The organism is Aeromonas sp. 601027, assembly GCF_049174455.1.
Taxonomy (GTDB): domain Bacteria; phylum Pseudomonadota; class Gammaproteobacteria; order Enterobacterales; family Aeromonadaceae; genus Aeromonas; species Aeromonas veronii_A.
In genome coordinates, this window is the sequence record NZ_JAAKTN010000001.1 from 672,257 (window position 1) to 697,741 (window position 25,485).

Genomic DNA, 25,485 nt, shown 5'->3' on the forward strand with positions numbered 1-25,485 from the left:
GGCGTATCTGACGTAATGCAAATTGTTTGACCCCGCCAGTTGGTTGTGACAGCCTCTTTCTCGCCTTTAACAAGCGTGGAAGCAGACAATAATGACCGATCACTCCCAGGCCATGACGGCCAAATATCGCCAGGATTATCAGGCGCCGCTCTACTGGATCGACACCATCGACCTCGATTTCCAACTGCAGGAGCCGCTGACTCAGGTCACCGCCATCACCCGCATTCGTCGCAACGGTGAGCACAATGCGCCGCTCGTCCTCGATGGTGAACAGCTGACTCTCAAGAGCGTTGCCATTGATGGCATTCCCTGTGACCACTACGAGCAAGGCGAGAGCAGTCTGACCCTGTTCAACCTGCCTGCCGAATGTGTACTGACCATTGTCACCCTGCTGGATCCGGCCGCCAACACCGCGCTGGAAGGGCTTTACAAGTCAGGCGATGCCTACTGCACCCAGTGTGAAGCGGAGGGCTTTCGCCGCATTACCTATTATCTGGACCGCCCCGACATTCTGGCGCGCTACAGCACCCGCATTACCGCCGACAAAGCCCAGTTCCCCTTCCTGCTCTCCAACGGCAACAAGGTTGACAGCGGTGATCTCGATGGCGGCCGTCATTTCGTACAGTGGCAGGATCCTTTCCCCAAACCGAGCTACCTGTTTGCGCTGGTGGCCGGTGATTTCGATGTGGAGCGCAGCCACTACACCACCAAGAGCGGCCGCAAAGTGGCCCTCGAGATCTTCGTCGACAAGGGCAACCTCGATCGCGCCGGTTTTGCCATGGAGAGCCTCATCAACTCCATGCGCTGGGACGAACAGCGTTTTGGCCTCGAGTATGATCTCGACATCTACATGATCGTTGCGGTGGACTTCTTCAACATGGGCGCCATGGAGAACAAGGGGCTCAACATCTTCAACTCCAAGTTCGTGCTGGCCAATCCGGCCACAGCTACCGATGGCGACTACCACGGTATCGAACGGGTGATCGGTCACGAATATTTCCACAACTGGACCGGCAACCGCGTCACCTGTCGTGACTGGTTCCAGCTCAGCCTGAAAGAGGGGCTGACGGTATTCCGGGATCAGGAGTTCTCCTCAGATCTGGGCTCCCGTGGCGTCAACCGCATCAACAACGTGCGTACCGTGCGCGGCCCGCAGTTTGCCGAAGATGCCGGCCCTATGGCACACCCGATCCGTCCGGATGTGGTGATCGAGATGAACAACTTCTACACCCTGACCGTCTATGAGAAGGGGTCGGAAGTGATCCGCATGATGCACACCCTGCTAGGTGAAGAGGCCTTCCAGGCCGGTATGCGCCTCTACTTCGAGCGTCACGACGGCTCGGCCGCCACCTGCGATGATTTCGTGCAGGCGATGGAGGATGCGTCCGGTGTCGATCTTGGCCGTTTCCGCCGCTGGTACAGTCAGTCCGGCACCCCCGAGCTGACCGTGACCGACGAGTATGATGCCGCCAGCGGTATCTATCGCCTTCATGTGAGCCAGCATACCCCGCCGACTCAGGATCAACCGCAAAAGCTGCCGCTGCATATCCCTCTCGACATCGAGCTTTATGACGAGCAGGGTGCTGTCATTGCGCTGCAGTATCGGGGCAAGGCCATCGGCAACGTGCTCGATGTGCTGGAAGCGGAGCAGACCTTCGTATTCGATCGGGTGCCGGTCAAGCCGGTTCCCTCCCTGCTGCGGGACTTCTCTGCGCCGGTCAAGCTGCACTATGACTACAGCGACGAAGCGCTCGCCTTTCTGATGCGCTTTGCCCGCAACGAGTTTGCCCGCTGGGATGCGGCCCAGATGCTGATCAACAAAGCGGTCATCGACGGGGTGGCACGGGTGCAGCACGGGCAGGGGGTTGAGCTCTCCCAAACCCTGCTGGCCGCCTTCGTCGCTATTCTGGACGACAGCGATCTCGATTTGGCCCTCAAGGCGGAGATCCTGGCGCTGCCCAGTGAGGCGACCCTGGCCGAGCTGTTCGAGGTGGCCGATATCGATGCCATCCATCAGGTGCGCGACGCGATCCACACCCGTCTTGCCGAGGCCTTTGGCACGCGCTTGGCGGCGACCTATCAGAGCCTGCGTCTGAACGGTTATCAGGTGGTGCACGCCGACATGGCCAAGCGGGCTCTTAAAGGGGTGGTGCTGGGCTATCTGGCTGCGCTGGATGCGGAGCATGCCGATGCGCTGGTGCGCGAGCAGTACGCAACCGCCGACAACATGACCGACACCCTGGCGGCGCTGCAGGTGGCCAACGGCTATCTGTTGCCATGCCGCGCCGCGCTGCTGGCCGATTTCGAGGGCAAGTGGGCCAAGGATGGACTGGTGCTGGACAACTGGCTGCGGCTGATTGGCAGCAAACCGGCTGCCGATGTACTGAGCGAAGTGAAACAGGCGATGAGTCACCCCACTTTCAGCATTCGCAACCCGAACCGGCTGCGGGCGCTGATCGGCAGTTTTGCCATGAGCAATCAGGTGCAGTTCCATGCGGTGGATGGCAGCGGTTACCGCTTCCTGACCGATCTGCTGATCGAGCTCAACGAGGTCAATCCGCAGGTGGCCTCCCGCCTTATCACTCCGCTTATCCAGTTCAAGCGACTGGATGAGGCGCGCAAGGCCCTGATCCGCGCCGAGCTGACCCGTCTTGCCAACCTTGAGGGGCTGGCAAGGGATCTGTTCGAGAAGGTCAGCAAGGCGCTGCAGCAGTAAGTGTCGACGGGGCAGGGGCGATAACGCTCTTGCCCCACATTGATGTGCCGTGTGATCAGGAGCAAGCGTGAAGCAGTTTACTTTTCGGCTCTCATTGAGCAGTGACGAGGTGATGCTGATGTATCAGGGCCATGCCAGACGGCTGGTGGTGCGCAGCGAACAGGGGTTGACCCTGGAGCTTGGCATAGAAAAAATACGCCCCTTTGTCGCCATCAATGGTGTGCATGGCTACTTTCGGCTGAAAACCCAGGACGATTACCGCTTTATCAGTCTCGAACGCATAAATTAACAAAAATCGAACAGATTACCGACTGTTTATCTGCTTTGCGTCACTATCTATCCGGTAAACTGGCACAAAGGTAGTGGGAATTTCTGTATTTTTGGTTATTTGCAAAATTTCTCACAGTTTAAGCCGTGATCTGCACCTTGTTTTTAACATCTCGTTAGCACCTTTCCTCGCCTTCCCTTATCCAAGCCATTACACTTCGCAACAACTCTGCACCAGCGGGTAACCAGGGTGGTTGCCTCTGCGTCGGTGGTTAATGTCGTCCGATAAGGAATATAAAAATGGCATTGAAAGACGCCCCTACCTCAGTTCTGCTCGAAAACGTTCTCAGTCTGATCCATCAGAAGTTGCCCAAAAACAGCGCCTCTCTGGTCGAGCGCTTCGTTGCCAAGTTTTACGGCAACATGGCGAGTTCCGACCTGCACGATCGCAATGACAGCGATCTCTATGGTGCGGCCCTGAGCCTGTGGAATGCCCTCAATCAGCGCAGCGGTACCGATCCCTACATCCGGGTCTACAACCCCGAGCTGACCCGTCACGGCTGGCAATCGCCCCATACCATCGTCGAGGTGATCCTGCAGGACTCCCCCTTCCTGGTGGACTCCATCCGGATGGCGCTTAAACGGCTCAATATCACCGCCCACATGATGCTGCACCAACCGCTGCACCTCATTCGTGGAGCGGATGGCAAGATTGACGCCATTCTGGCGCTCGACAACACCGACGGGCAGACCTCGGTTGAAACGGCCTTCCTTATCGAGATCGATCACCTCACCAGCGAGGAGCAGATGGCCGCGCTGGCTGCCGAGCTCAACTCGGTGGCCGGTGAAGTGGCGCTTGCAGTCGGCGACTGGCAGCCGATGCTGGCCAAGCTCAATGAGATCATCGACGAACTGCCCAAGCGCAAGCACCCGGTCAGCAAGGAGGAGGTGGCCTCCTGCGTTGCCTTCCTCAAATGGGTAGCTGCCCACAACTTTACCCTGATGGGCTATCGTCGTTACGATGTCAAGGCGGTGGAGGGGGATCACGAGATCCTGCCGCAGGCGAGTTCCAGTCTGGGGCTGATGAAGAACTCCATCAAGGAGGTGGGCCAGCGCCTTGGCAACATGCCTGCCAGCGCCCGTCATGCCGCTCTGAGTTCTGACCTGCTGATCCTCACCAAATCCAACAGCAAGTCCCGGGTGCACCGTCCGGCTTATGTGGATTACATCGGCATCAAGCGCTTTGACGAGCATGGCAAGGTGATCGGGGAAGATCGCTTCATCGGCCTCTACGCCTCTTCCATCTACAACACCAGCGCGACCCAGATCCCGCTCATCAGCCATCGTCTCGAACGCATCATGGCGGCCTCCGGTCATGAGAAGGGCTCCCACGCATACAAGGCGCTGCTGAACGTGCTGGAAACCTATCCCCGTGACGAACTGATCCAGGCTCGTGAAGAGGAGCTGCTGGCCACCGGTCTTGGGGTGCTGGAGATGCAGGAGCGGGACATGCTGCGGCTATTCGTGCGCCGGGATGTCTATGGTCGTTTCTTCTCCTGCATGGTCTATGTCACCAAGGAGCGCTACAACACGGCGCTGCGGATCAAGACCCAGCAAATATTGCAGAAGTATTTTGGCAGCAACGAAGAGGTGGAGTTCAACGTCTACTTCACCGAAGGCGTGCTGGCGCGGACCCACTACATAGTGCGGGTCAACAACAACAACGTGGATGTGGATGTGAACGAAGTACAGAACAACCTGATTGAAGCGGCCCGCAGCTGGGACGACAGACTCGACTCCGTGCTGCTTTCCCACTATGGCGAGGCCCGTGGCAACGAGCTGCGCCGCCGTTTCAGTACTGCATTCCCTCGCGCTTACAAGGAGGATGTGCTGCCTGGCTCTGCCGTGGCCGACATCATGGCGCTCGATAACCTGAGCGAAGCCGAGCCGCTGGGGATGCTGTTTTACCGCGCGCAGGAGGAGGACAACGACCGTCGGGTACGGCTCAAGCTGTTCCACCGCACCGAGCCCATTCACCTCTCCGATGTGCTGCCGATGCTGGAGAACATGGGGCTGCGGGTGATCGGCGAGACCCCGTATCAGGTACGCACTCCGGGGGGCGATCTGTTCTGGATCCTCGACTTCTCCATGCTGCTGCATGGCGAGCAGCCCTTTGATCTGGCCCAGAGCCAGCAGCGCTTCCAGCAGGCGTTTGCCGCCATCTGGAACAAGCAGCTGGAAGATGACGGCTTCAACCGGCTGGTGCTGGGGGCGGGTCTCACCGGCCGCCAGGTGTCGGTGCTGCGCGCCTATGCCAAATACATGCGCCAGACCGGCGTCTCCTTCAGCCAGTCCTATATCGAAGAGACCCTGACCCGTTACCCTGATATCGCCCAGCTGCTGTTTACCCTGTTTGAGCAGCGCCTCGACCCGGCTGGCAAGCAGGATGCCAAAGCAGAAACCAAGTTGCATGAGGAGCTTGCCACCAAGCTGGATCAGGTCGCCAACCTGGACGACGATCGCATCATTCGCCGCTATGTGGAGATGATCGACGCTACCCTGCGCACCAACTACTACCAGCTGGACAAGGCGGGCAACATCAAGCCCTACATCTCCTTCAAACTGGCTCCCTCCAGCATCACCGACATGCCGCTACCGCTGCCGAAATTCGAGATCTTCGTCTACTCGCCGAGGGTGGAAGGGGTGCATCTGCGCTGGGGTAAAGTGGCTCGTGGCGGTCTGCGTTGGTCAGATCGCAAAGAGGACTTCCGCACCGAAGTGCTGGGTCTGGTGAAAGCCCAGCAGGTGAAGAACACCGTCATTGTGCCGGTGGGGGCAAAAGGCGGCTTCTACTGCAAACAGATGCCGGTGGGGGCGCCCCGTGCTGTCATCCAGGAGGAGGGTAAGGCCTGTTATCGCCTGTTTATTCGTGGCCTGCTCGATGTGACCGACAACATCATCGGCGGCGAGGTGATCCCGCCCAAATCCGTGGTGCGTCACGATGAGGATGACTACTACCTGGTAGTCGCCGCAGACAAGGGCACAGCCACCTTCTCGGATATTGCCAACGAGATCAGCCTCGAATACGGTCACTGGCTCGGCGATGCATTCGCCTCCGGCGGCTCGGTCGGTTACGACCACAAGAAGATGGGCATCACCGCCCGTGGTGCCTGGGAGTCGGTCAAGCGGCATTTTCGTGAAATTGGCGTCAACTGCCAGACCACCGACTTCACTTGCGTGGGGATTGGGGACATGGCCGGCGACGTGTTCGGCAACGGCATGTTGCTCTCCGAGCACACCCGGCTGGTGGGCGCGTTCAACCACATGCACATCTTCGTCGACCCCACTCCGGATGCGGCCAAGAGTTTTGTCGAGCGCCAGCGCCTGTTCGATCTGCCGGGCTCCAGCTGGGATGACTACAACCGCGAGCTGATATCACAAGGGGGCGGCATCTTCCTGCGCTCGGCCAAATCCATCAAGCTCAGCCCCGAGATGCAGACACTACTCGGCACCGACAAGGCCAGCATGGCGCCGAACGAGCTCATCAAGGCACTGCTTTGCCTCAATGTCGACCTGCTGTGGAACGGCGGCATCGGCACCTATGTGAAGAGCGCTCGCGAGAGCGATGCCGAGGTGGGCGATCGCAGTAACGATGCTCTGCGGGTCAACGGTCGCGATCTGCGGGCCCGCATTGTGGGTGAGGGGGGCAACCTCGGCTTTACCCAGCTCGGCCGGGTGGAGTACGCCAGTCAGGGCGGTCGCATCAATACCGATTTTACCGACAACGTGGGCGGGGTGGATTGCTCCGACAACGAGGTGAACATCAAGATCCTGCTGAACCAGTTGGTGGCGGCAGGGGATCTGACCCTCAAGCAGCGTAACCAGATGCTGTATGAGATGACCGACGACGTGGCGCAGATCGTGATCACCAACGCCTATCGCCAGTCCCAGTCTATCTCGGTCACCAGCTTCCGCGGCTCTGAACAACTGAAAGAGCAGCAGCGCTTTATTCAGGGACTGGAGCGGGAAGGCAAGCTGGACCGTGCGCTGGAGTTCCTCCCCTCTGACGAGGAGCTCTCCGAACGGATGGCGGCAGGGCAGGGACTGACCCGCCCCGAACTGGCGGTGTTGGTGGCCTACGGCAAGATGGTGCTGAAAGAGCAGCTCAACTGCCCGGAAGTGACCGACGAGCCCTTCCTCGCCAACATGCTGGTCACCAGCTTCCCGGCCAAGGTGCAGCAGCAGTTTGGTGCCCAGCTGGCCGATCACCCGCTACGCGGCGAGATAATCGCTACCCGGGTGGCCAACATGCTGGTTAACGACATGGGGCTCAACTTCGCCAGCCGGATGAAGGACGAGACCGGAGCCTCGGTCGCCGAAGTGGCTTGCTGCTTCGCCATGGCCCGCGAAGTGTTTGGTATGAACCAGCTGTGGCGCGATATCGAAGGGTGCGACAACCTGGTTGATGCCCAGACTCAGCTCGAGCTGATGTTCTACAGCCGCCGCATTGTGCGCCGTGCCACCCGCTGGTTCCTGCGTGCCCGCAATCGCAGCTGGAGCATCAGCGAGAACATCGCCTTCTTCCGTCCGGCGTTCGAGACCTTAGGGAAGCACCTCTACGAGGTGATGGATGAGAGCGAAGTGGCTGAGCATCGTCAGGCTGTTGCCAAGTGGATGGAGAAACAGGTGCCGGAGGCCATTGCCCGTCAGGTCGCCCATATGAGCAGCCTCTTCTCCAGCCTGGATCTGGCGCAAATTGCCGCGGAGCACAAGACCGATATCCTGCGCGCCGCCAACGTTTACTATCGCCTCGGTGCCAAACTGGATCTGCATTGGTTCCTTGACCAGATCAACCATCAGCCGGTCGGCAACCACTGGCAGGCGATGGCGCGAGCCTCCTTCCGCGAAGATCTGGACTGGCAGCAACGCAGTCTCACTTCTGTGGTACTGGAAGGGTGCAAAGATCAGGGAGAATGCGCTACCATACTGGCCGACTGGATTTCGGAGCATGAGCAACTCTTGTCCCGTTGGACCCACATGTTGGCCGACTTCAAGACCACCAGTACCCACGAGTTCGCCAAGTTCTCGGTGGCCTTGCGAGAGTTGAACCTGCTCCAGTTGAATTGTCGGGCACTTTAATTGCCAGATTAAGGCATGACACCGACATTACACCCAAAGCCCCGGCCAGTTGCCGGGGCTTTCTTTAAGGAGCAAAGATGTTGTACCCCATCGCTAGGCATTTCCTGTTCAAACTCAATCCGGAACAGGCTCACGATCTCTCCATGAAATATTTGCCCCGCCTTCTCGGTACGCCACTCGATTGTTTCTTCCGCCAGAATTTGCCGAAACGCCCCGTCACTGTCATGGGGCTTTCTTTTGCCAATCCAGTGGGGTTGGCGGCCGGTCTGGATAAAGATGGTGAGTGCATTGACGCGCTGGGCGCCATGGGATTTGGCTTTATCGAGGTCGGTACCGTCACCCCCAGACCCCAGAGCGGCAATGACAAGCCCCGCCTGTTCCGGGTTATTCCGGCAGAGGGGATCATCAACCGGATGGGATTCAACAACAAGGGGGTTGATCATCTGGTGGCCAAGGTAAAAGAGGCCAAATATCAGGGGGTCATCGGCATTAATATCGGCAAGAACAAAGATACTCCCATCGAACAGGGCAAGGATGATTACCTCTTCTGCATGGACAAGGTTTATGATCATGCCGGTTATATTGCCGTCAATATCTCTTCCCCCAACACCCCGGGTTTGCGTTCGCTGCAATATGGCGAAGCGCTGGATGAATTGTTGGCCGCCCTCAAGGTGCGTCAGCAAGAGCTGGCCGCCCAATATAAAAAATATGTGCCGCTGGCAGTTAAAATCGCCCCGGATTTAAGCCTTGAAGAAATAGATCAGGTGGCCGCTTCGCTGGTACGTAATGGCATTGATGGGGTTATCGCCACCAATACTACCCTCGAGCGCGAGATGATTTATGACATGCCCCACGCCGGTGAAGCGGGTGGCCTGAGTGGGCGTCCGCTGCAGCACAAGAGTACCGAGGTGATCCGTCATCTGGCCAAGGCGCTCAATGGTGCTCTGCCAATTATCGGTGTGGGTGGTATTGATAGTGCCATGGCCGCCCGTGAAAAATTGGCCGCCGGTGCCAGTCTGGTACAAATTTATAGCGGCTTTATTTATAAAGGGCCGGGGCTGGTCAAAGAGATTGTGACCAATATTTAAGAAATAGATGGCGGAGCCCTTTATTTGACGTTGCTGATTTCCTGCATATGGAATAAAGTCAACTGGTAATTATCAAGTAAGGGCTCCAACATGTTTATCCAACCGACCGATAGCTGGCAATGGCACTATGATGCCCAGAATGACCGCCTGATGTTGGACCTGTCTGATAACATGTTATTTGCAACCGAATATAAAGGGCGACAATTGGTGCCCAGCTCATTTGCAACCCAGCCTTTTTGCGTCGATGATGCAGCCCTCTATTATCAGTTGATGGATAAAGCAGCCGAACTTGAGTGGAGTATTCCCCATCAGGTGCAACTGGTGCTTAATGCCATCGCGGTCAGTCGTTTTTATAAACCCCTGATGCCGCAAAGCTGGTTTTTTAGTGAACAACATCCGCAAGTGATCCCGCAAAATGGTGATCTGGTCCTGATGAATACACCCCACGGCAACGGCGAATTTATGGTCATTGAGACAGGGGAGCAGGCCAGCGTCTGTTTGAACCTCACTGCCGATCTGGTATTGACCACCAGTAGTAAAACTCTGCCGCGTTTCGGGGTGATCAAGGTGATGAATAACCGGATGAAGCCGCGTATTACCGTGACCGAGCAATATCGTCAGGTCAGTTGATATATATTCATCAATCTTTTTATCTCTGTGATTACACCGCTGCCTGTTTTTACTGTGGTCACCTCAATCGCGCCTCGTTTCTGATCCTTCATTGATCCGCGAACATCTTGCCCATTCTCATTGATCTTCATGGTTGTGGCTCAGCCTCTCTTGAGGCTTGTTACATCCACTTGCACCTTGTGTTCTGACCCACGCAGTATCTTGGTCTTTCGTGCTGTCAGCATGGTGTCTCATTCTTGTTTCGTTCTGCTTGCCTAGTGCCTCCACCTCGCTATCAACACATCACTCACTGCTGCGATTTTCTACATACGACATTTTATGCTTGAAACGAGAGCTATTCTCACTTACATTTTGTTATAACATAACAAAATGGAGTTGCCATGAAGCCTCATATTCATCCTGATTATCGTTTGGTGCTGTTCCATGACACGGCAGCAGATGCCTTTTTCCTGGTCGGGTCAACCATCAAGAGCGATCGCCGCTATACGTGGCAAGACGGGAAGGAGTATCCCTACGTATCGCTCGATGTTTCCAGCCAGTCGCACTCGTTCTATACCGGCAAGCAGAAGCAGGTATCGAGTGAGGGGAGTGTGGCCCGTTTCAACAAGCGCTTTGGCGCATTTTCAAGCAAGAAGGAGTCCTGAATGCAGGTCGTCTGTTCACTCAAATCCGCAAGGGCGCGTCATCCCGATTGTCAGTTGGTGCGTCGTCGGGGCAAATTGTTCGTGATTTGCAAAAGCAATCCCCGCTTCAAGGCTCGTATGAAGTGATCCGCTAAATGATGTCTGGCCCCATGATCTCGCCATCGGGTAGTCATGGGGCCTTTTACCTTTTCGCCACCTATCAATCTGTTTCCATCCTGCTGTTTGCGCCGACTTTTGCATGCTCCAGCCCGCCTGATGAGGTATAATGCGGCACTATTTTTATGGGTTCCCCGTGAGCGTGATGAAAGAATTTTTTGCAACCTGCCCCAAGGGGCTGGAAAACCTGTTGGCCGATGAGCTGACCAATCTTGGCGCAGAGCAGGTCCGTGAGACCGTGGCTGGCGTCCATTTCAAAGGCGAACTGGCGATTGGCTACAAGGCCTGTCTGTGGAGCCGTTTTGCCTCCCGCATCGTGCTGGTGCTCTCCGAATTCCAGATGAACGACGATCTGGATCTCTATCTGGGCGCCCACACCATCCCCTGGGAAGAGCACTTCTCCGGTACCTCTACCATCGCGGTGGACTTTACCGGTACCAACCCTGCCATTCGCAATACCCAATATGGCGCGCTGAAAATCAAGGATGCCATCGTCGACCGCTTCACCAAGCGCGGTCACGTGCGTCCGGACGTGGACAAAAAGGCGCCGGATATTCGCATCATGGCGCACCTGGGCAAAGGCAAGGCCAATATCACGCTGGACTTGTCAGGCCCGGCGCTGCACCAGCGTTTCTATCGTCAGGGCACGGGTGAAGCACCACTCAAAGAGAACCTGGCCTGCGCCATGATTGCCCGTAGCGGCTGGGCCGGTGAGCCCATGATGGACCCCATGTGCGGTTCCGGTACCTTGCTGATTGAAGCGGCCTTTATCGCCGCCGACATGGCGCCTGCGCTGCGCCGCGAGCGCTTCGGTTTCGATCGCTGGCTGCAGCACGATAGCGAGCTGTGGCAGAGCCTGATGATGGAAGCGCAAGTGCGTGCCAAACGCGGCATGCAACGTTGCGAAGTGAAGCTGTTTGGCTGTGATGCCGACCAGCGCGTGCTGCTCAAAGCTCGCGACAATGCCAAAGCGGCCGGTGTGGCCCATCTCATCACCTTCAAGCAGGCCGAGGTCACCAAGCTGGAAAACCCGCTGCCGATGCCTGCCCCTGTTGAAGGGGAAGAAGGTCAAGGGGAGGCCCGCCAGGTCGGTATGCTGATCTCCAACCCGCCTTATGGCGAGCGTCTTGGCGAGTTCCCGGCCCTGCTGGAAGTGCATCAGGCCCTCGGCGATGCCCTGCGTCGCAGCTTCCAGGGTTGGAAAGTCTCCATTCTTTCTGCATCGCCCGAGCTGCTCAGCTGTCTGCGCCTGCGCGCCGACAAACAATATCGCCTGTTCAACGGCGCCCTCGAGTGTCAGCTGCGCAATTATCAAATCGCACTGGACTCCGTGGCCTCGCAAAAAGAGGTGGCACAGGACTTTGCCAACCGTCTGCGCAAGAATCTGAAGGCGCTCGAGAAGTGGGCCAAGAAAGAGAATCTCGACTGCTACCGTCTCTACGACGCCGACCTGCCTGAGTACAACGCCGCCATCGACCGTTATCAGGACTATCTGGTGGTGCAGGAGTACGCGGCGCCCAAGGATATTCCTGCCCAGAAGACCCGTCAGCGTCTGCTCGACATGGTGCAAGCCGCCATCAAGGTGACCGGGATGGACGGCGAGAAGGTGATCCTGAAAGTACGCGAGCGTCAGGAGGGCAAGCAGCAGTACCAGAAGCTATCCGAAGAGCAGCACCGGATGGAAGTGCAGGAGTATGGTGCCCGTCTGTGGGTCAACCTCTACGACTACCTCGATACCGGTCTGTTCCTCGACCATCGTCAGACCCGCCGCATGCTGGGTCAGATGGCCAAGGGCAAGCGCTTCCTGAACCTCTTTGCCTACACCGGCAGTGCCACCGTGCACGCGGGTCTTGGCGGTGCCAGCGAGACCACCACAGTGGATATGTCGCGCACTTACCTCAACTGGGCACAGGACAACATGCGCCTCAACTCGCTGGTGGGCCGTCAGCACAAGTTCGTGCAGGCTGACTGCCTGAAGTGGCTGTCTGAAGCGGACGAGCAGTACGACCTCATCTTCATCGATCCGCCCACCTTCTCCAACTCCAAGCGGATGGATGAGAGCTTCGATGTGCAGCGCGATCACCTGCTGCTCATGCAGCACCTGAAGCGTTTGCTGGCTGCTGGTGGCACCTTGGTGTTCTCCAACAACAAGCGCCACTTCAAGATGGATCTGGCCGGTCTCGAGGCCATCGGTCTCAAAGCGCAGAACATCACCGGCAAGACCCGGCCCAAGGATTTCGAGCGCAACCAGCACATCCACAACTGCTGGATCATCACCCATGCGGAGGCTGAGGCTTGATGCTGACCCTGTTTCACACCGACGGTTGCCACCTGTGTGAGCAAGCTTGGGCGCTGGTGGAGGAGGCGGGGGCAAGCGATGTGACCCGCCGCTGCGACATCATGGACGATGCCAGCTGGCTTGAGGCCTATCGGGTGCGTATTCCGGTGCTGCGGGACGAGGCTGGCCGCGAGCTGGGCTGGCCCTTCACGCTGGTGGAGCTCAAAGGCTGGCTCGCTCGTCAGGGTTGATTTGTGATTTGACGATGAAACGGGAGCAGACCCAGTCTGTTGCCCGTTTTTTCATATGAGATAAGGAACGAACATGGCTCTTTTAACATTGCACGGCGCGTGTCTGTCGTTCAGTGATTTTCCGTTGCTCGACAAGGCCGAGCTGACCATAGAGCGAGGCGAGCGCCTCTGTCTGGTGGGCCGCAACGGGGCGGGCAAGTCCACCCTGATGAAGGTAATTGCCGGTGAATTGCCCCTCGATGATGGCCGTCTGGTGTTGCAGCAGGACTTGAAAGTGACTCGTCTTGAGCAGGATCCGCCCACCTCGAGCGAGCTCACCGTGTTTGATTACGCCGCCGAAGGGCTGGCCGGAGTCGGTGAGCTGCTCAAGCAGTATCACCACGTCTCCATGGCGCTGGCGAGTGACCCGTCCGATGCCAACATTCGCAAGATGAGCCAGCTGCAGGAGCAGCTCGATTATCAGAATGGCTGGCAGTACGAGACCCGCATCAATCAGGTGCTGACCCTGCTTGGTCTTGATCCTGACGTGACCCTCGACAGTCTCTCCGGTGGCTGGCTGCGCAAGGTAGCGCTGGCCCGTGCACTGGCATGCGATCCCGATCTGCTGCTGCTCGATGAGCCGACCAACCACCTGGATATCGAGGCCATCAACTGGCTGGAAGAGTTCCTCAAGGATTTCCGTGGCGCCATCGTTTTCATCTCCCACGACCGTGAGTTCATCCACAAGCTGGCGACCCGGATCATCGATCTGGATCGCGGCGTGATCACCTCCTGGCCCGGCAACTATGACGAGTACCAGCAGGGCAAAGAGGAGTGGCTGCGGGTCGAAGAGCTGAAAAATGCTGAGTTCGATCGCAAGCTGGCGCAGGAGGAGGTGTGGGTACGCCAGGGGATCAAGGCGCGCCGTACCCGTAACGAGGGGCGAGTGCGCGCCCTCAAGGCGATGCGCATGGAGCGTACCCAGCGTCGCGAACTGCAGGGCAAAGCCAAGCTGCAACTCGACGAGGCGAGCCGCTCCGGCAAGCTGGTATTTGAAGCTGAAGGGTTGGGACTCGACTTTGGTGATCGCACCCTGTTCGAGGGGCTGGATCTGCAGGTGCTGCGTGGGGACAAGATTGCGCTGGTCGGCCCCAACGGTTGCGGCAAGTCGACCCTGATCAAGCTGCTGCTGGGTCAGCTAGATGCCACTCGTGGTTCGGTGCGTCAGGGTACCAATCTGGAAGTGGCCTACTTCGATCAGTACCGCGAACAGCTCGATCCCGAGCAGACGGTGGTGGACAACGTCGGGGAGGGCAAGCAGGAAGTGATGGTGCGCGGTCGCTCCCGCCATATCCTCGGCTATCTGCAGGACTTCCTGTTTGAACCCAAGAGGGCCAGAACGCCGGTCAAGGCGCTTTCTGGCGGTGAGAAAAACCGTTTGCTGCTGGCCAAGCTGTTCCTTAAACCCAGCAACCTGCTGATCCTCGACGAACCGACCAACGACCTCGACGTCGAGACTCTGGAGCTGCTGGAAGAGCTGCTGGCGGACTATCCAGGCACTCTGCTGCTGGTCAGTCACGATCGTCGCTTCATCGACAATACGGTAACCGGTTGCTGGCTGTTTGAGGGGGATGGCCGCATCAGCGACTACGTGGGCGGCTATGCCGACATGATTGCGACCCGCGAGCAGCAGCGTGCTCAGCAACAGGCCAAGAGCACGCCTGTGAAGGCTCCCGAGCCGGTAGCCACAGTGAGCGAAGCGCCGAAGAAAGGCAAAAAACTCTCCTACAAGCTACAGCTTGAACTGGATGGTCTGCCGGCGCGTCTTGAGCAGCTGGAAGCCGAACTCGATGCGCTGCAAAGCGAGATCAACCAGCCCGGTTTCTTCTCCCTGCCAAGCGAGCAGACCCAGCCCAAACTGGCCGAATTGAGTGCAGCCGAGACGGCGCTGGAGGAGGCATTTGCTCGTTGGGAAGAGCTGGAAGGACTCAAAAATCAGGAGTAAGTTCCCTGTAATTAAAACTTAATCCAGTTCAGTGCCTTGTGTCACATAGCCCGGTTAGGGTGGAAGTTTTTGTTTGACCGAGTGCGCTCGCAGGAGTAAAGATGAAAGCGACCGATGAGAATTTGGTCGCTTTTTTTGTTCCACGAAGAGGGTCGTAGATGATGAAGAGACAGAAGCGGGACCGTCTGGAAAGAGCTCGTGCTCGTGGTTATCAGGCTGGCGTGGTCGGCAAACAGAAAGAAGCGTGTCCGTATCAATGCCTGGATGCCCGTGGGCATTGGCTTGGTGGTTGGCGTGACGCCATGGAAGGGCGGGGCTCAGGCCTCTTCATGAAGTAGCAGGTACTTCATCACTCATTACAAAAGGAAAGGGGCCGTTGTGGCCCCTTTGCGTTAATGCTGTTTTACCACCAATCAGAGAGATCAGAATGCGCTGGTATCTTTGAAGAGGCCCACTTTCAGGTCGGTGGCGCTGTAGATCGGACGGCCGTCGACTTCGACCACACCATCAGCAATTCCCATCACCAGCTTGCGGTTGATGACCCGCTTGAAGGTGATCTTGTAGGTCACTTTCTTGGCGGTCGGCAGGATCTGGCCGGTGAATTTCACTTCACCCACGCCCAGAGCACGACCCTTGCCAGGACCGCCTTTCCAGCCTAGGAAGAAGCCAACCAGCTGCCACATGGCGTCCAGACCGAGACAGCCAGGCATCACGGGATCGCCGGGGAAGTGACAATCGAAGAACCAGAGATCAGGGGTAATGTCGAGCTCTGCGAGGATCTCTCCCTTGCCGTGCTCGCCGCCGTGGTCGTTAATCTTGACGATGCGATCCATCATCAACATGTTGGGGGCGGGCAGCTGACTGTTACCCTCACCAAACAGTTCGCCACGGCTGCAAGCCAGCAGCTCCTCACGGGTAAAAGAGTTCTTGCCCTGTTCGCACAGGGAAAGGCGGGCTTCCATGGTTGGATTGTCTACGGTCACACTGAGTTTCCTTCAAATGAATAAAGCTGCGTCAATCTAGCGTACAGTTGTTAGCTAAACAACTCCGATCACTTCATTAACGGCCCAACCAGCGCTCCAGCAGCGAGCGTAGTAGCCCGGCTTTTGCTGTGGTGCCGTTCAGTTCATCCAGACGCTCCTGAATACGGCCAAACAAGGTGTCAGGCATATCAGGCTCACCGGCCACACAACCGGTCAGTAGCTCGATGGCCTCTTCAACATGGTCCACCGGATGGATGTGGAACTGGCCAGCTTCGACCGCTGCGATCACTTCATCAGAAAGGTTTAACTGCTGCACATTGGTGCCTGGCAGAATAATCCCTTGTTTGCCGGTAAGTCCGTGGATCTTGCATACCCGGAAGAAGCCTTCAATCTTCTCGTTTACACCACCAACGGCCTGCACATTGCCAAACTGATCGACCGCGCCGGTCACGGCAAAGTGCTGATAGATAGGCTGGCGGGCGAGGGCAGAGAGCAGGGCACACAAGCCGGTCAGTGAGGCACTGTCGCCATCAATTTCGTGGTAAGACTGCTCAAACACCAGATTGGCCGACAGGGGGGAGGGGTTCTCTGCGCCAAATTTGTTGGAGAGATAGCCGTGGATAATCATCATCGCCTTGGCGTGGATATGACCGGCCAGCTCAGCTTTGCGCTCGATATCCGCCACATCGCCATCACCAAGGTGTACGGTAGCAGTGAGGCGCACCGGCTCGCCGAAGTCATAAGGGTGACCGGAGACCTGAATGACAGACAGGCCGTTGATCTGGCCAATCTCTTCGCCATCGGTTTGCAGCAGGATCTGGCCGTCGATAACCCCCTGATCGGACTGCTCAACCAGATAGTTGAGGCGGTAATCCTGCTCTTCCAGTGCGCCGCGAATATGCTCGTCGGTGACCACATCAGATTCCAGCTCCCGGGCCAGACTGTCAGCCATCCGCATGATGGCGGAGAGTTGCACTTCGGAGAGCGACAACCACTCCTGATGGTCACAGAGGCGGCTGGCATGACGACAAAGGGCGGCGAGGGCGGCTGGCGTGAAGTCCAGCAGGTTCCAGCGCTGGCGCAGCCAGGCCAGGTACTGCAGAAATTCCTGCAGATCCTCTTCAATATTCACCTCTGAAACCAGATCCGCGCGCAGGAAGATGCGCTCGGACATATCGCGATCCAGCATCTGGAACTCAGCCACGTCGAGTCGGTCACCCACCAGGATCAGCTTGAGCTTGATGGGGGTCGCTTCAGGTGCAAAGAAGGGGGTTAGTGTCTTGCCTTCCTGATAGGCGTTCCAGTCCAGCTCGCCTTTTTGCATGGCATTTTTGAGCTTAAACCAAAGATGAGGCTGGTCGAGCAGCTCATCCAGTTGAAGAATAAGGTAGCCACCATTGGCCTGACGTAGCAAACCTGGTTCCAGCAAGTGCTGATTCGCGTAGACAGAACCCTGTTCTGTCTGATAGTTGATGGAACCAAACAGGGTATCCCAGTTGAGATCACGACCGTAAATTACCGGTGCTTCCTGCTCTTCGTGATGAATAAGCAGGTTGATCAGCACCGGATGCTGAAACTCCAGTCCCAATGCCACATGGGCCGCCAGATCCGAGAGAAAGTCATCGATCTTTGGATCGTTGTTTTGCTTGCGCATGATGCGGGTTACGATTCGCTCGGCATCGAGATGGTGGCTAAGCAACTTGAGTAGCTCGCCAACCATTTCGCAAAACTCAACGCCAGTACCGGGTTGCAGTCGCAGCCAGATAGGTTTGAACGGGTTGTTGAGATTCTCGGTATAGCAGAGGTCGAACAGATCGCCATCCTTACCATTGGAGTCGGCAATCAGAGTGCGGCACACATCTTCATAATCGGCACCGGGGAAACCGTTGAGCAGCATAACCGGGCAATCACCATCAAAACTGGCCAGACGTTTGATACCGGAGATTGCTCTGGGTTGCAGAGCGGCAAAGGGGATGGGCTCAAGCTCACAAAGCCTGGGGAACTGTTCAATCGCAAAAGCGGGTTTTAATTGTTCTGATGTTAATTCAGCCACTTAAGACATCCGGTCGAAGATAGGATCAATTGTTGCCATTATACACAGTTCAATAAGCGGTGACAGGAAACAAGATACTATATTTAACATAATATGCATTATGCGCAGTAATGGGATTCTACGTTTTGGAGTTATTTCCGATGAAACACAGCCGTCGCCCACAGGATCGACTCTTGCTGGATGCATTAACCGCCGGTGTCGATCTGTTGACACCACTGCGGCGCCATCGGTTTCGGCAGCTAGATATCAGTGTGCCCGATGACCACCAGTTGCTGTGGTTCGACGTGTTCCCGTTGGCCGGTGCGTTGGTGTTGATTCATAAGGACACCCTGTTGTGGATCTGCCGCTGGCAGTTGGTCAACCGTGTGGCGGTTATCCACGACTGGCGGGCCTTTTGGTACACCCATCAACAGGATTTTGCCCATCTGCCGCTGGAGGCGATTTGTTGGCTATCCAGTCGTTACCAGGTTAAATGGGATTCGCCCAGTGGCAGGTACTTTTGGCAGCGCTGCCTGCGGGAGGCCCGCGCCCGTGGCCTGTCGGTGAACGCTAGTGCTATAGGCCAGCCCTAAACATTGCTCACCGGGTTGAATGGCTCAGGCATGATCGATTGGCGCGACCTCGCGGCGTGCAGCATGGAGCTCGTCGGACATTTCCCCTGGGCTGATGCGCCGCACCACATCCACAGGCCAGGCGCTGCCGGTTTGCAGGACGCTGATGATCTCGGTCATTTCTGGGTGAGACATGTTGAAGGTCAAAAATAACAGAGTCTTTACAAATTATGCCGATAACCCCATTTATCGGCATCTCTGTGAGAGATAACATTGAGTGAATTTAACCACTACGGCGACACAACTCCGGTCAATGCGATCCATGATGAAGAACCATCTTGATACCTTGCAGCCAAATGCAGAAGAACCTCACCTAAAGCAGGCAATGCATCGTGCTTGGTGCCATAGCGTTGGCAATAGAATTGGCTAGTTCACCAACTGCTCATTTAGCTGTACCCGAACATGTCTTGGGACCATGTCCCCTCCCCTTAGTCGATATTCTGAAACCACAAATGTCCCATCTTGAGACAAGAGTCCACTATTAGAGGCTGTCTTGACCTAGTTAAAGTAGTCGCCTTAATGGGTGGACAGATCCCCTGCCCTTACTCAAAATGCTAAAAATGCAAATTTCCCGTATTGAATAGTTCACACTTACAACAGTGCCGGATCATCAATGCCCTTGATGCAATAAGCGCTCCCTTCCCTCTTGGTTTCCGTGACTTTTATAATGGTGAATTTAACGTAACCATTCATATATTTACGTTAGGTGGCGTCTGGCTCCTGAGAGTTTTCGGTAGCCCACGACGATGACCATTCGTATAAGTCATCAAATCACCTTTTTAGACCTCAATGCACTCCACAGAGAGAATGAAAAAGACCCGCCTTTTGCGAGACGGGTCTTGTTCTTTGATTCCGGCTGATCAGGCTATTAGCCAATGTTTGCGTTTGGGTATGGGCGTTCGCGGATGGGATATGTGGACATTGCTGCACATATCCATGATTAACCTCTTCAGTTCATTCATATCGACAGAGTGAAGTGTTAACGACCAGAATGCTCTCGCCTGGCTGTAGTGCATGCCGTTGGTATAGAGCAGGGTGTCATTTTCAAAACGAAGTTGGCTACAGGGTGCCTCCATCTGCAATCCTGTTTCGGGAAACCAGATATTCAACGTGCCTGAGGGGATAAGGGTAAATTGCGCCATCAGATCGCCTTGTCCGACAATCTTGTAGGTCTTCTTGATAATGTCTATCGGCATAGGGGGTTGTCTCGATGTTTGAGCAAGCGATTTGGTTAATTTTCTCTCTGATACGGAATAAATATTGATCCCGCGGATGGCTACCTGCTCGTTCTTAACAGCCCTGCTGTTCCCTGAACCGGTTGCTATCCAGAGAAGTACAAAATAACGGCACCAGCTTGAATGAGACCTTAATGAATCACTTTTTTAGGTCACGATGCTCACCCGCCCTTTGAACGATTATCTCTCGTTTGTTGGCTCAATCTGTCTAGCGGTTTTTGTTGCGCGCTCTCATGTCGTTCACTGTTGCTGGTGTGCAGGTATTTCGAAGTGGTGTCGATGCTGTCATGTCCTGCATCGGCCTGTACGTGGGAGAGCGGCCGCCCGTGCAGATTGATGTCATGGGTGATCCCGGTATGGCGGATCGCATGGGGAGATAGTTGCCGCATTTCGGCTGCATCCTGGGCAAATCCATCCTGCTCTGCCAATTCTGCCCCTTTACCGATGATCACCATGATCAAATCCCGTAACTGGCGAATGCCGAGGTTGGCGTTGATCTCCCCCTGCTCGCGGCCGTGGGCTGCCGCTTTATGACGAACGAACAGTGGCGTCTGTTCATCCGGTGTCGGCAAGGGAGAGAGACCGAGGAAACGGCGGTAGCGCTCGAGTGCCGCCAGCAGCGCTTGGGATACCGCTACGGTACGCCGTTTGCCCCCTTTGCTTTGCGGAATAAAGTAGCCCCAGACGCCGGTTTTGCGATCCCGCCTGAACTGCCCCATCACAGGGGTAAAGCCCGGCCGGGCCGCCACCTCAGAGATCCGCAGATAGCAGGCATACATCAGAATGATGAGAAAACGGCTGCGCTCGTGCTGCTCCGGATGGTCGTTGGCAAGGGTATCGGCGGCCTGCATCACGTATGACCACTGCAACTCGCTGAAGACCTGCACCTGATCATTGGCCTCCAGCTGTTGCGGCCGTTTGACTCGCTGCAGTAGCAGAGCTGGATTCCTGTCCATGTACTCCTCCTGGATCAGGAACTGGAAGAAGGCGGACAAGATGGCGAGCTTGGTCTTCATCGCCTGCTCGCTTAGGCGATAGGGCAAGGTGCGGCCCAGCTCCCGCTTGCCGAGAAACGGTCGCCATTGCGGGTTGGGCAACCGCTCTCCCCACTCTTTGTCGAGGACAAACTGCGCCACGTTGCGATAGGCAATCAACTCTTCAGGGGGGGACTGACAGTAGTCGAGATAGCGGATCATGATGCGGCGAGTGAGATCTTTCGGGCTGATGGCTGCCTCGCGAAAGCACCAGTGTAAAAAAGTGGTCAGTTCGCTGCGATAGGTTTTGTAGTTGTTTTCGCTGTTGCGCTGCTCCAGCAGCCAATCAACCGCCAGTTCGTAAACCAGCCCGGCATCGGGCACATCATTGAGGCTGAGGTTGGCAAGGTACTGATTGACCTGCGGATTACCAGCTTCCAGATAGATAAGGCTGTCAAACAGCGGCATGGCTGGCGGCAAGGATAATGGTTGTTGAGTCATGGTGTTGCTTGTTGATGATGAGATGAGTCGATATGAGCCTGTGAGCCGAGTTGCTAGAAAAGGGCTCGTGATAGATGAACGCAGCTTCAATTGGGACTGGTACTGCCTCTTGTTGTTGCTGATTAAGGTAACCGGGAGCGATCTGGATAACGTTCTCTTCACTGTTTGCTCATTATTTCCTCATAGACCTGGCTGGTGTCGCTCAGTGGTGCACGCTATTCAGTTATGCATTGGATATGCACCTTTGTTAGAAAATTCTCGGGGTAAATAGCCGTAAATATGGTTTTAAATGCAAATAAAATGAATGCGGCGAGCTGTTTATCCCGAGAAATAGCAGGTCTGTGCAATCAGGCCACCTGTTTGAGTGGCTTATCCTTGCGCTTGGCTGCTGGGGCCTCTTCCTCTTTCGTGCCTGCCTGAACCTTGCCGCCGCGCAGCAGGGTTTGCAGCACATCGCGCTGTTCTGCAAGGTAGAATGCCAGACTCTCTTGCTGCTCTGGTGCCAGCTCGATCGGGGCGCCAGCCAACAGGGTCATCAACTCATCGGCCGTATCCAGCAGCTTGTCATAGGCATCGGCCTCTTTTTTGCTGGCAAAGGTCATTTTTTCCACTCCCCCACGAACAACCACATATTTGATCTCGACAGCCATGATGGCCTCCTCTTGGTGATGATGGATAGAGTATATGTATGGATATACAGTATTGCAAATAACCTCACCGGAAAAGAGTTCGCCGGGGTTTAGCGACAAAAGCCGCGCTGGATCAAGCTGTCTCAAAGTGTCATTTGACTTCCACGCCAGACTGGTCGGATCATGGCCTTATGACGATCGTACGACACCTGTTTATTCTGCTGATGGTAGAGGTGCTGCTCCTCGGGAGTATCGCCCATTTGGTCGTGGGACTCCCCTGGTTGCTGACCCTGCTGTTTGTCGTGTTTACCCTGCTTGGGTTGCGTTGTCTGGTGGTGCTCGGCAGCTGGCTGTTTACCCGCTTCTACCCCTCCCCGGCTATCGGCCCTTGGCGCAGGGTGAAGATGATGGCGCAGGAGATGCTGGCCTACCTCTACACCTTCACCTTGCTGTTGCCGTTCGAGCCTTTGCTGATGGCACCCGATCGGCTGCGGCCATGCCAGCGCCCCGTATTGTTGGTGCATGGTTACGGTTGCAGTCGCGGGATCTGGCGTACCCAGCGCACCCGACTGGAGACCGCAGGCCATGTGGTCGCCACCATTACATTGATGCCACCATTTGGTCATATCGATGAGATGGTGCCGCTACTGGCCAAGCGAATTGACGATGTGCTCGCGCAAACCGGGGCTGACAAGCTGGTGCTGGTCGGTCACAGCATGGGTGGGCTGGTCTGCCGCGACTATCTGGCTCTCTATGGGGGTGACAAGGTAGAGCGGATGATCACGCTGGCTACGCCTCATCAGGGGAGTCAGCTTGCCGCCCTTGGGCTTGGGGCCAATGCCCGTGAGATGGAGCCCGGTTCCGGCTGGTTGCAGCGTTTCGCCTCGGTTCCTCTCTGCGTACCCGGCATCTCGGTGCGCACCAGTCACGACAATGTGGTGATGCCGCAGGAGCGGCAACGATTGGCGGGAATGGAAGATATCGAGTTGCCTGCCATTGGCCATCTCTCTCTGCTCTACTCCCGTCGCACGACTGATCTGCTGCTTGATCTGTTGTCCCGAGTCTGACCCTCCTTATTCGTCCTTCAACTGTTATTCCAAATAAAACAGGGGCCTGATTGCTCAGGCCCCTGTTGATCTCTTTATCCCATCATCCGGTTAGAAGTGTATCCCCTTGATCAGGGTCGAGACGGCAACCTGATCGGCGGTGGCTTTGGATTTGTCGCCATCCTTGGGATCGGCAAAGGTGCGGAAGCTGGTGTTCATGATCACCTGGGCGACACGTGGTGCCAGGGCATGCACCACCTGACCAAACACCCCGAGGCGAGTGGCCAGTCGCACATGCTTGTTGATGATGGTATCGCACACCAGATCGGCCGCCTCTTCCGGCGTCATCATAGGTACCTGCTCATAGACCTTGGTCGGCGCTACCATCGGCGTTTTCACCAGCGGCATATTGATGATGGAGAAGCTGACCCCCTTATCGGCAAACTCGGAGGCGGCGGTACGCACCCAGGCATCGAGGGCCGACTTGGAGGCAACATAGGCGGAGAAGCGCGGCGCATTGGTCAACACCCCGATGGAGGAGATGTTGATGATGTGCCCTTTTTTCTTCTCAATCATGGTGGGCAGCACCCCCATGATCACCTTGAGTGCGCCGAAGTAGTTGAGCTGCATGGTGCGCTCCAGATCGTGGAAGCGATCGAAGGAGTCCTCGATGGAGCGGCGGATGGAGCGGCCGGCATTGTTGACCAGAATATCGACGCCGCCGTGATCGGCCACGATGCGAGCGGTGATCTCCTCGGCTTGCGCCAGATTGGCGAGATCCCCCTGATAGATCTCGATGGTCAGCCCCAGCTCGGCAAACTCAGCTTTAGTCTCGGCAATCTTCTGCTCGTCGCGCGCGATGGTAACGACGTTGGCCCCTGCCCCCGCCAGCTTGCGTGCGGTTGCTCGGCCAATGCCGGAGGTGGCCCCGGTCACCAGCACCACCTTGCCCTCTACCCGACCACGCAAGGAGCGATCGATGAAGAGCTCCGGGTCGAGGTGACGCTCCCAGTAATCCCACAGCCGCCAGGCGTAGCTGTGCAGTGGTGGCACTTCGATACCGGTCCCTTTCAGTACTCGCTGGGTTTCGCGACTGTCGAAACGGGTGGGATAACTGATAAGGCGGAACACATCCTTGGGCAGACCCAGATCGGCGATGGCGGCATCGCGGATGCGGCGCACCGGCGCCATGGTCATCAGCATGGCGGTCAGGTGGCGGGGAATGAAATTAAAGAGAGAGGCATTGATGCGGATCGCAGGCTCCGGCGCATGGGCGGCGCGGGAGAAGGTGCTCAGCATGTCGCCGACCCGCATCGGGTTGGGGTCGGTCAGGTGGAAGGTCTTGTTCTCCTCGCCCTCTTGATGGGCGATATGCACCATGGCATCGACCACGAAGTTGACCGGCACGATATTGATGCGCCCGCCCTCAACCCCGATGGCTGGCATCCAGGGCGGCAGCAGACGGCGCAGCTTCTGAATGGTCTTGAAGAAGTAGTAAGGGCCGTCGATCTTGTCCATCTCGCCGGTATTGGAGTCACCGACAACTATCCCCGGTCGATAGACTCGCCACGGAACTGTGCACTCGTTTCGCACAATCCCTTCCGCTTCGTGCTTGGTCTGGAAGTAAGGCATGTCGAGGTGTTCGGCCTCATCGAACATGTCCTCGCGAAACAGACCGTCAAACAGGCCCGCTGCAGCGATGGAGCTGCAGTGGTGGAACTGCCCCGCCCCCAGCCGCTCGGCAAGTTGAACAGCCTGACGGGTCCCTTCGGTGTTGACCTGCTGCTGGATCCCCGCCTTGGCGTTGAGATCATAGATGGCAGCCAGATGGAAGAAGTGGTCGATCTTGCCGATCAACTGCTCCTGCATCTCGACCGATACCCCCAGCAGCGGTTGTGTCATGTCGCCAAAAACCGGGACTGCGCGCGATTCATCCACATTCCAGAATGAGAACAGCTCTGGCAATTTCTCCTGATGAGAGGCGCGCATCAGAAAATAGACGGTACAGTCGGGATGCTGTTGGAATAACTTTTTGATCAATCGACGCCCGATAAAACCACTACCGCCAGTAATGAAATAGTTCATAAAGAGAATCCTGCTACTGATTAGGGTGTTACTAGGTTGTTAGATATATCACGATTCATATGGGAATCTGCAATTTGATTGTCGGTTCGTGAGCAAACCCTAATTTCGGTGGTGTGCCTGTTCCGTTATTAGGTAGAACCCTCTATTTTTTGTCCCTAGACTGAAGTCGAAAAATCAGTAATGCCACAACCCGATTGCAGTTTCGTTGTCGCCAT

The 25,485-nt window shown here is 56.4% G+C and carries 20 protein-coding genes; 13 read left to right on the forward strand and 7 right to left on the reverse strand.

The features are described 5' to 3' along the window. The first annotated feature begins 91 nt into the window (after nt 1–91). The 11 genes from pepN (at nt 92) to rmf (ending at nt 15,491) form a co-directional block, all read left to right on the forward strand. Nucleotides 92–2,716 (forward strand): aminopeptidase N, encoded by a 2,625-nt coding sequence (gene pepN, locus G5193_RS02875; protein WP_421204903.1) that lies wholly within the window; start codon nt 92–94, stop codon nt 2,714–2,716. 67 nt (nt 2,717–2,783) lie between these two features. Continuing rightward, nucleotides 2,784–3,005 carry a DUF2835 domain-containing protein gene (locus tag G5193_RS02880; protein WP_033136823.1) on the forward strand — a complete coding sequence of 74 codons (222 nt, stop codon included), beginning with the start codon at nt 2,784–2,786 and terminating at the stop codon, nt 3,003–3,005. Between the two features lie 278 nt (nt 3,006–3,283). Then, the gene (locus G5193_RS02885; RefSeq protein ID WP_421204904.1) at nt 3,284–8,122 is read left to right on the forward strand and encodes an NAD-glutamate dehydrogenase; all 4,839 of its coding nucleotides are present in this window, start codon (nt 3,284–3,286) and stop codon (nt 8,120–8,122) included. A 77-nt stretch (nt 8,123–8,199) separates the two neighbouring features. Next, entirely contained in the window at nt 8,200–9,210 is a 1,011-nt protein-coding gene (gene pyrD / locus G5193_RS02890; RefSeq protein WP_236345905.1) for a quinone-dependent dihydroorotate dehydrogenase, read from the forward strand. Between the two features lie 90 nt (nt 9,211–9,300). Beyond that, the gene (locus G5193_RS02895; protein ID WP_421204905.1) at nt 9,301–9,840 is read left to right on the forward strand and encodes a cell division protein ZapC; all 540 of its coding nucleotides are present in this window, start codon (nt 9,301–9,303) and stop codon (nt 9,838–9,840) included. Between the two features lie 380 nt (nt 9,841–10,220). Continuing rightward, nucleotides 10,221–10,484, forward strand: coding sequence for a type B 50S ribosomal protein L31 (locus G5193_RS02900; protein ID WP_005336598.1), 264 nt, complete (start codon nt 10,221–10,223; stop codon nt 10,482–10,484). Next, entirely contained in the window at nt 10,485–10,610 is a 126-nt protein-coding gene (ykgO, locus tag G5193_RS02905) for a type B 50S ribosomal protein L36 (protein WP_005336596.1), read from the forward strand. It abuts the gene before it with no gap. 139 nt (nt 10,611–10,749) lie between these two features. Next, nucleotides 10,750–12,939, forward strand: a complete 2,190-nt coding sequence (gene rlmKL, locus G5193_RS02910; RefSeq protein ID WP_421204906.1) for a bifunctional 23S rRNA (guanine(2069)-N(7))-methyltransferase RlmK/23S rRNA (guanine(2445)-N(2))-methyltransferase RlmL — start codon at nt 10,750–10,752, stop codon at nt 12,937–12,939. Then, entirely contained in the window at nt 12,939–13,169 is a 231-nt protein-coding gene (locus G5193_RS02915) for a glutaredoxin family protein (RefSeq protein ID WP_201951089.1), read from the forward strand. Before rlmKL ends, G5193_RS02915 begins: the two co-directional genes overlap by 1 nt. Before the next feature lie 73 nt (nt 13,170–13,242). Further along, nucleotides 13,243–15,153 (forward strand): ABC transporter ATP-binding protein, encoded by a 1,911-nt coding sequence (locus G5193_RS02920; protein ID WP_421204907.1) that lies wholly within the window; start codon nt 13,243–13,245, stop codon nt 15,151–15,153. Between the two features lie 158 nt (nt 15,154–15,311). Continuing rightward, nucleotides 15,312–15,491: a ribosome modulation factor gene (rmf, locus tag G5193_RS02925; RefSeq protein WP_005315693.1), complete on the forward strand. Its 180-nt coding sequence runs from the start codon at nt 15,312–15,314 to the stop codon at nt 15,489–15,491. An 84-nt stretch (nt 15,492–15,575) separates the two neighbouring features. On the opposite strand, the gene fabA is transcribed toward rmf, so the two are convergent. Beyond that, entirely contained in the window at nt 15,576–16,115 is a 540-nt protein-coding gene (gene fabA, locus G5193_RS02930) for a 3-hydroxyacyl-[acyl-carrier-protein] dehydratase FabA (protein WP_421204990.1), read from the reverse strand. A gap of 97 nt (nt 16,116–16,212) precedes the next feature. Next, on the reverse strand, nt 16,213–18,189 hold the full coding sequence (locus G5193_RS02935; RefSeq protein ID WP_421204908.1) for a Lon protease family protein: 1,977 nt from the start codon (nt 18,187–18,189) through the stop codon (nt 16,213–16,215). A gap of 173 nt (nt 18,190–18,362) precedes the next feature. Here G5193_RS02935 and G5193_RS02940 point away from each other — a divergent pair, with 173 nt between their 5' ends. After that, the gene (locus tag G5193_RS02940; protein WP_421204909.1) at nt 18,363–18,761 is read left to right on the forward strand and encodes a hypothetical protein; all 399 of its coding nucleotides are present in this window, start codon (nt 18,363–18,365) and stop codon (nt 18,759–18,761) included. A 24-nt stretch (nt 18,762–18,785) separates the two neighbouring features. On the opposite strand, the gene G5193_RS02945 is transcribed toward G5193_RS02940, so the two are convergent. The 4 genes from G5193_RS02945 to G5193_RS02960 form a co-directional block, all read right to left on the reverse strand. Then, complete coding sequence (locus tag G5193_RS02945; protein ID WP_216953579.1) at nt 18,786–18,935, reverse strand: hypothetical protein; 150 nt, start codon at nt 18,933–18,935, stop codon at nt 18,786–18,788. Between the two features lie 725 nt (nt 18,936–19,660). Next, nucleotides 19,661–19,996: a hypothetical protein gene (locus tag G5193_RS02950; RefSeq protein ID WP_216953580.1), complete on the reverse strand. Its 336-nt coding sequence runs from the start codon at nt 19,994–19,996 to the stop codon at nt 19,661–19,663. A 200-nt stretch (nt 19,997–20,196) separates the two neighbouring features. Further along, on the reverse strand, nt 20,197–21,477 hold the full coding sequence (locus tag G5193_RS02955) for a tyrosine-type recombinase/integrase (protein WP_421204991.1): 1,281 nt from the start codon (nt 21,475–21,477) through the stop codon (nt 20,197–20,199). 380 nt (nt 21,478–21,857) lie between these two features. Next, nucleotides 21,858–22,160: a YebG family protein gene (locus G5193_RS02960; protein ID WP_216953581.1), complete on the reverse strand. Its 303-nt coding sequence runs from the start codon at nt 22,158–22,160 to the stop codon at nt 21,858–21,860. Between the two features lie 170 nt (nt 22,161–22,330). Between G5193_RS02960 and G5193_RS02965 the strand changes: the two genes are divergently transcribed. After that, complete coding sequence (locus G5193_RS02965) at nt 22,331–23,206, forward strand: esterase/lipase family protein (protein ID WP_421204910.1); 876 nt, start codon at nt 22,331–22,333, stop codon at nt 23,204–23,206. Nucleotides 23,207–23,296: 90 nt separating this feature from the next. On the opposite strand, the gene G5193_RS02970 is transcribed toward G5193_RS02965, so the two are convergent. Next, complete coding sequence (locus tag G5193_RS02970) at nt 23,297–25,270, reverse strand: SDR family oxidoreductase (RefSeq protein WP_266134647.1); 1,974 nt, start codon at nt 25,268–25,270, stop codon at nt 23,297–23,299. Nucleotides 25,271–25,485 lie beyond the last annotated feature (215 nt).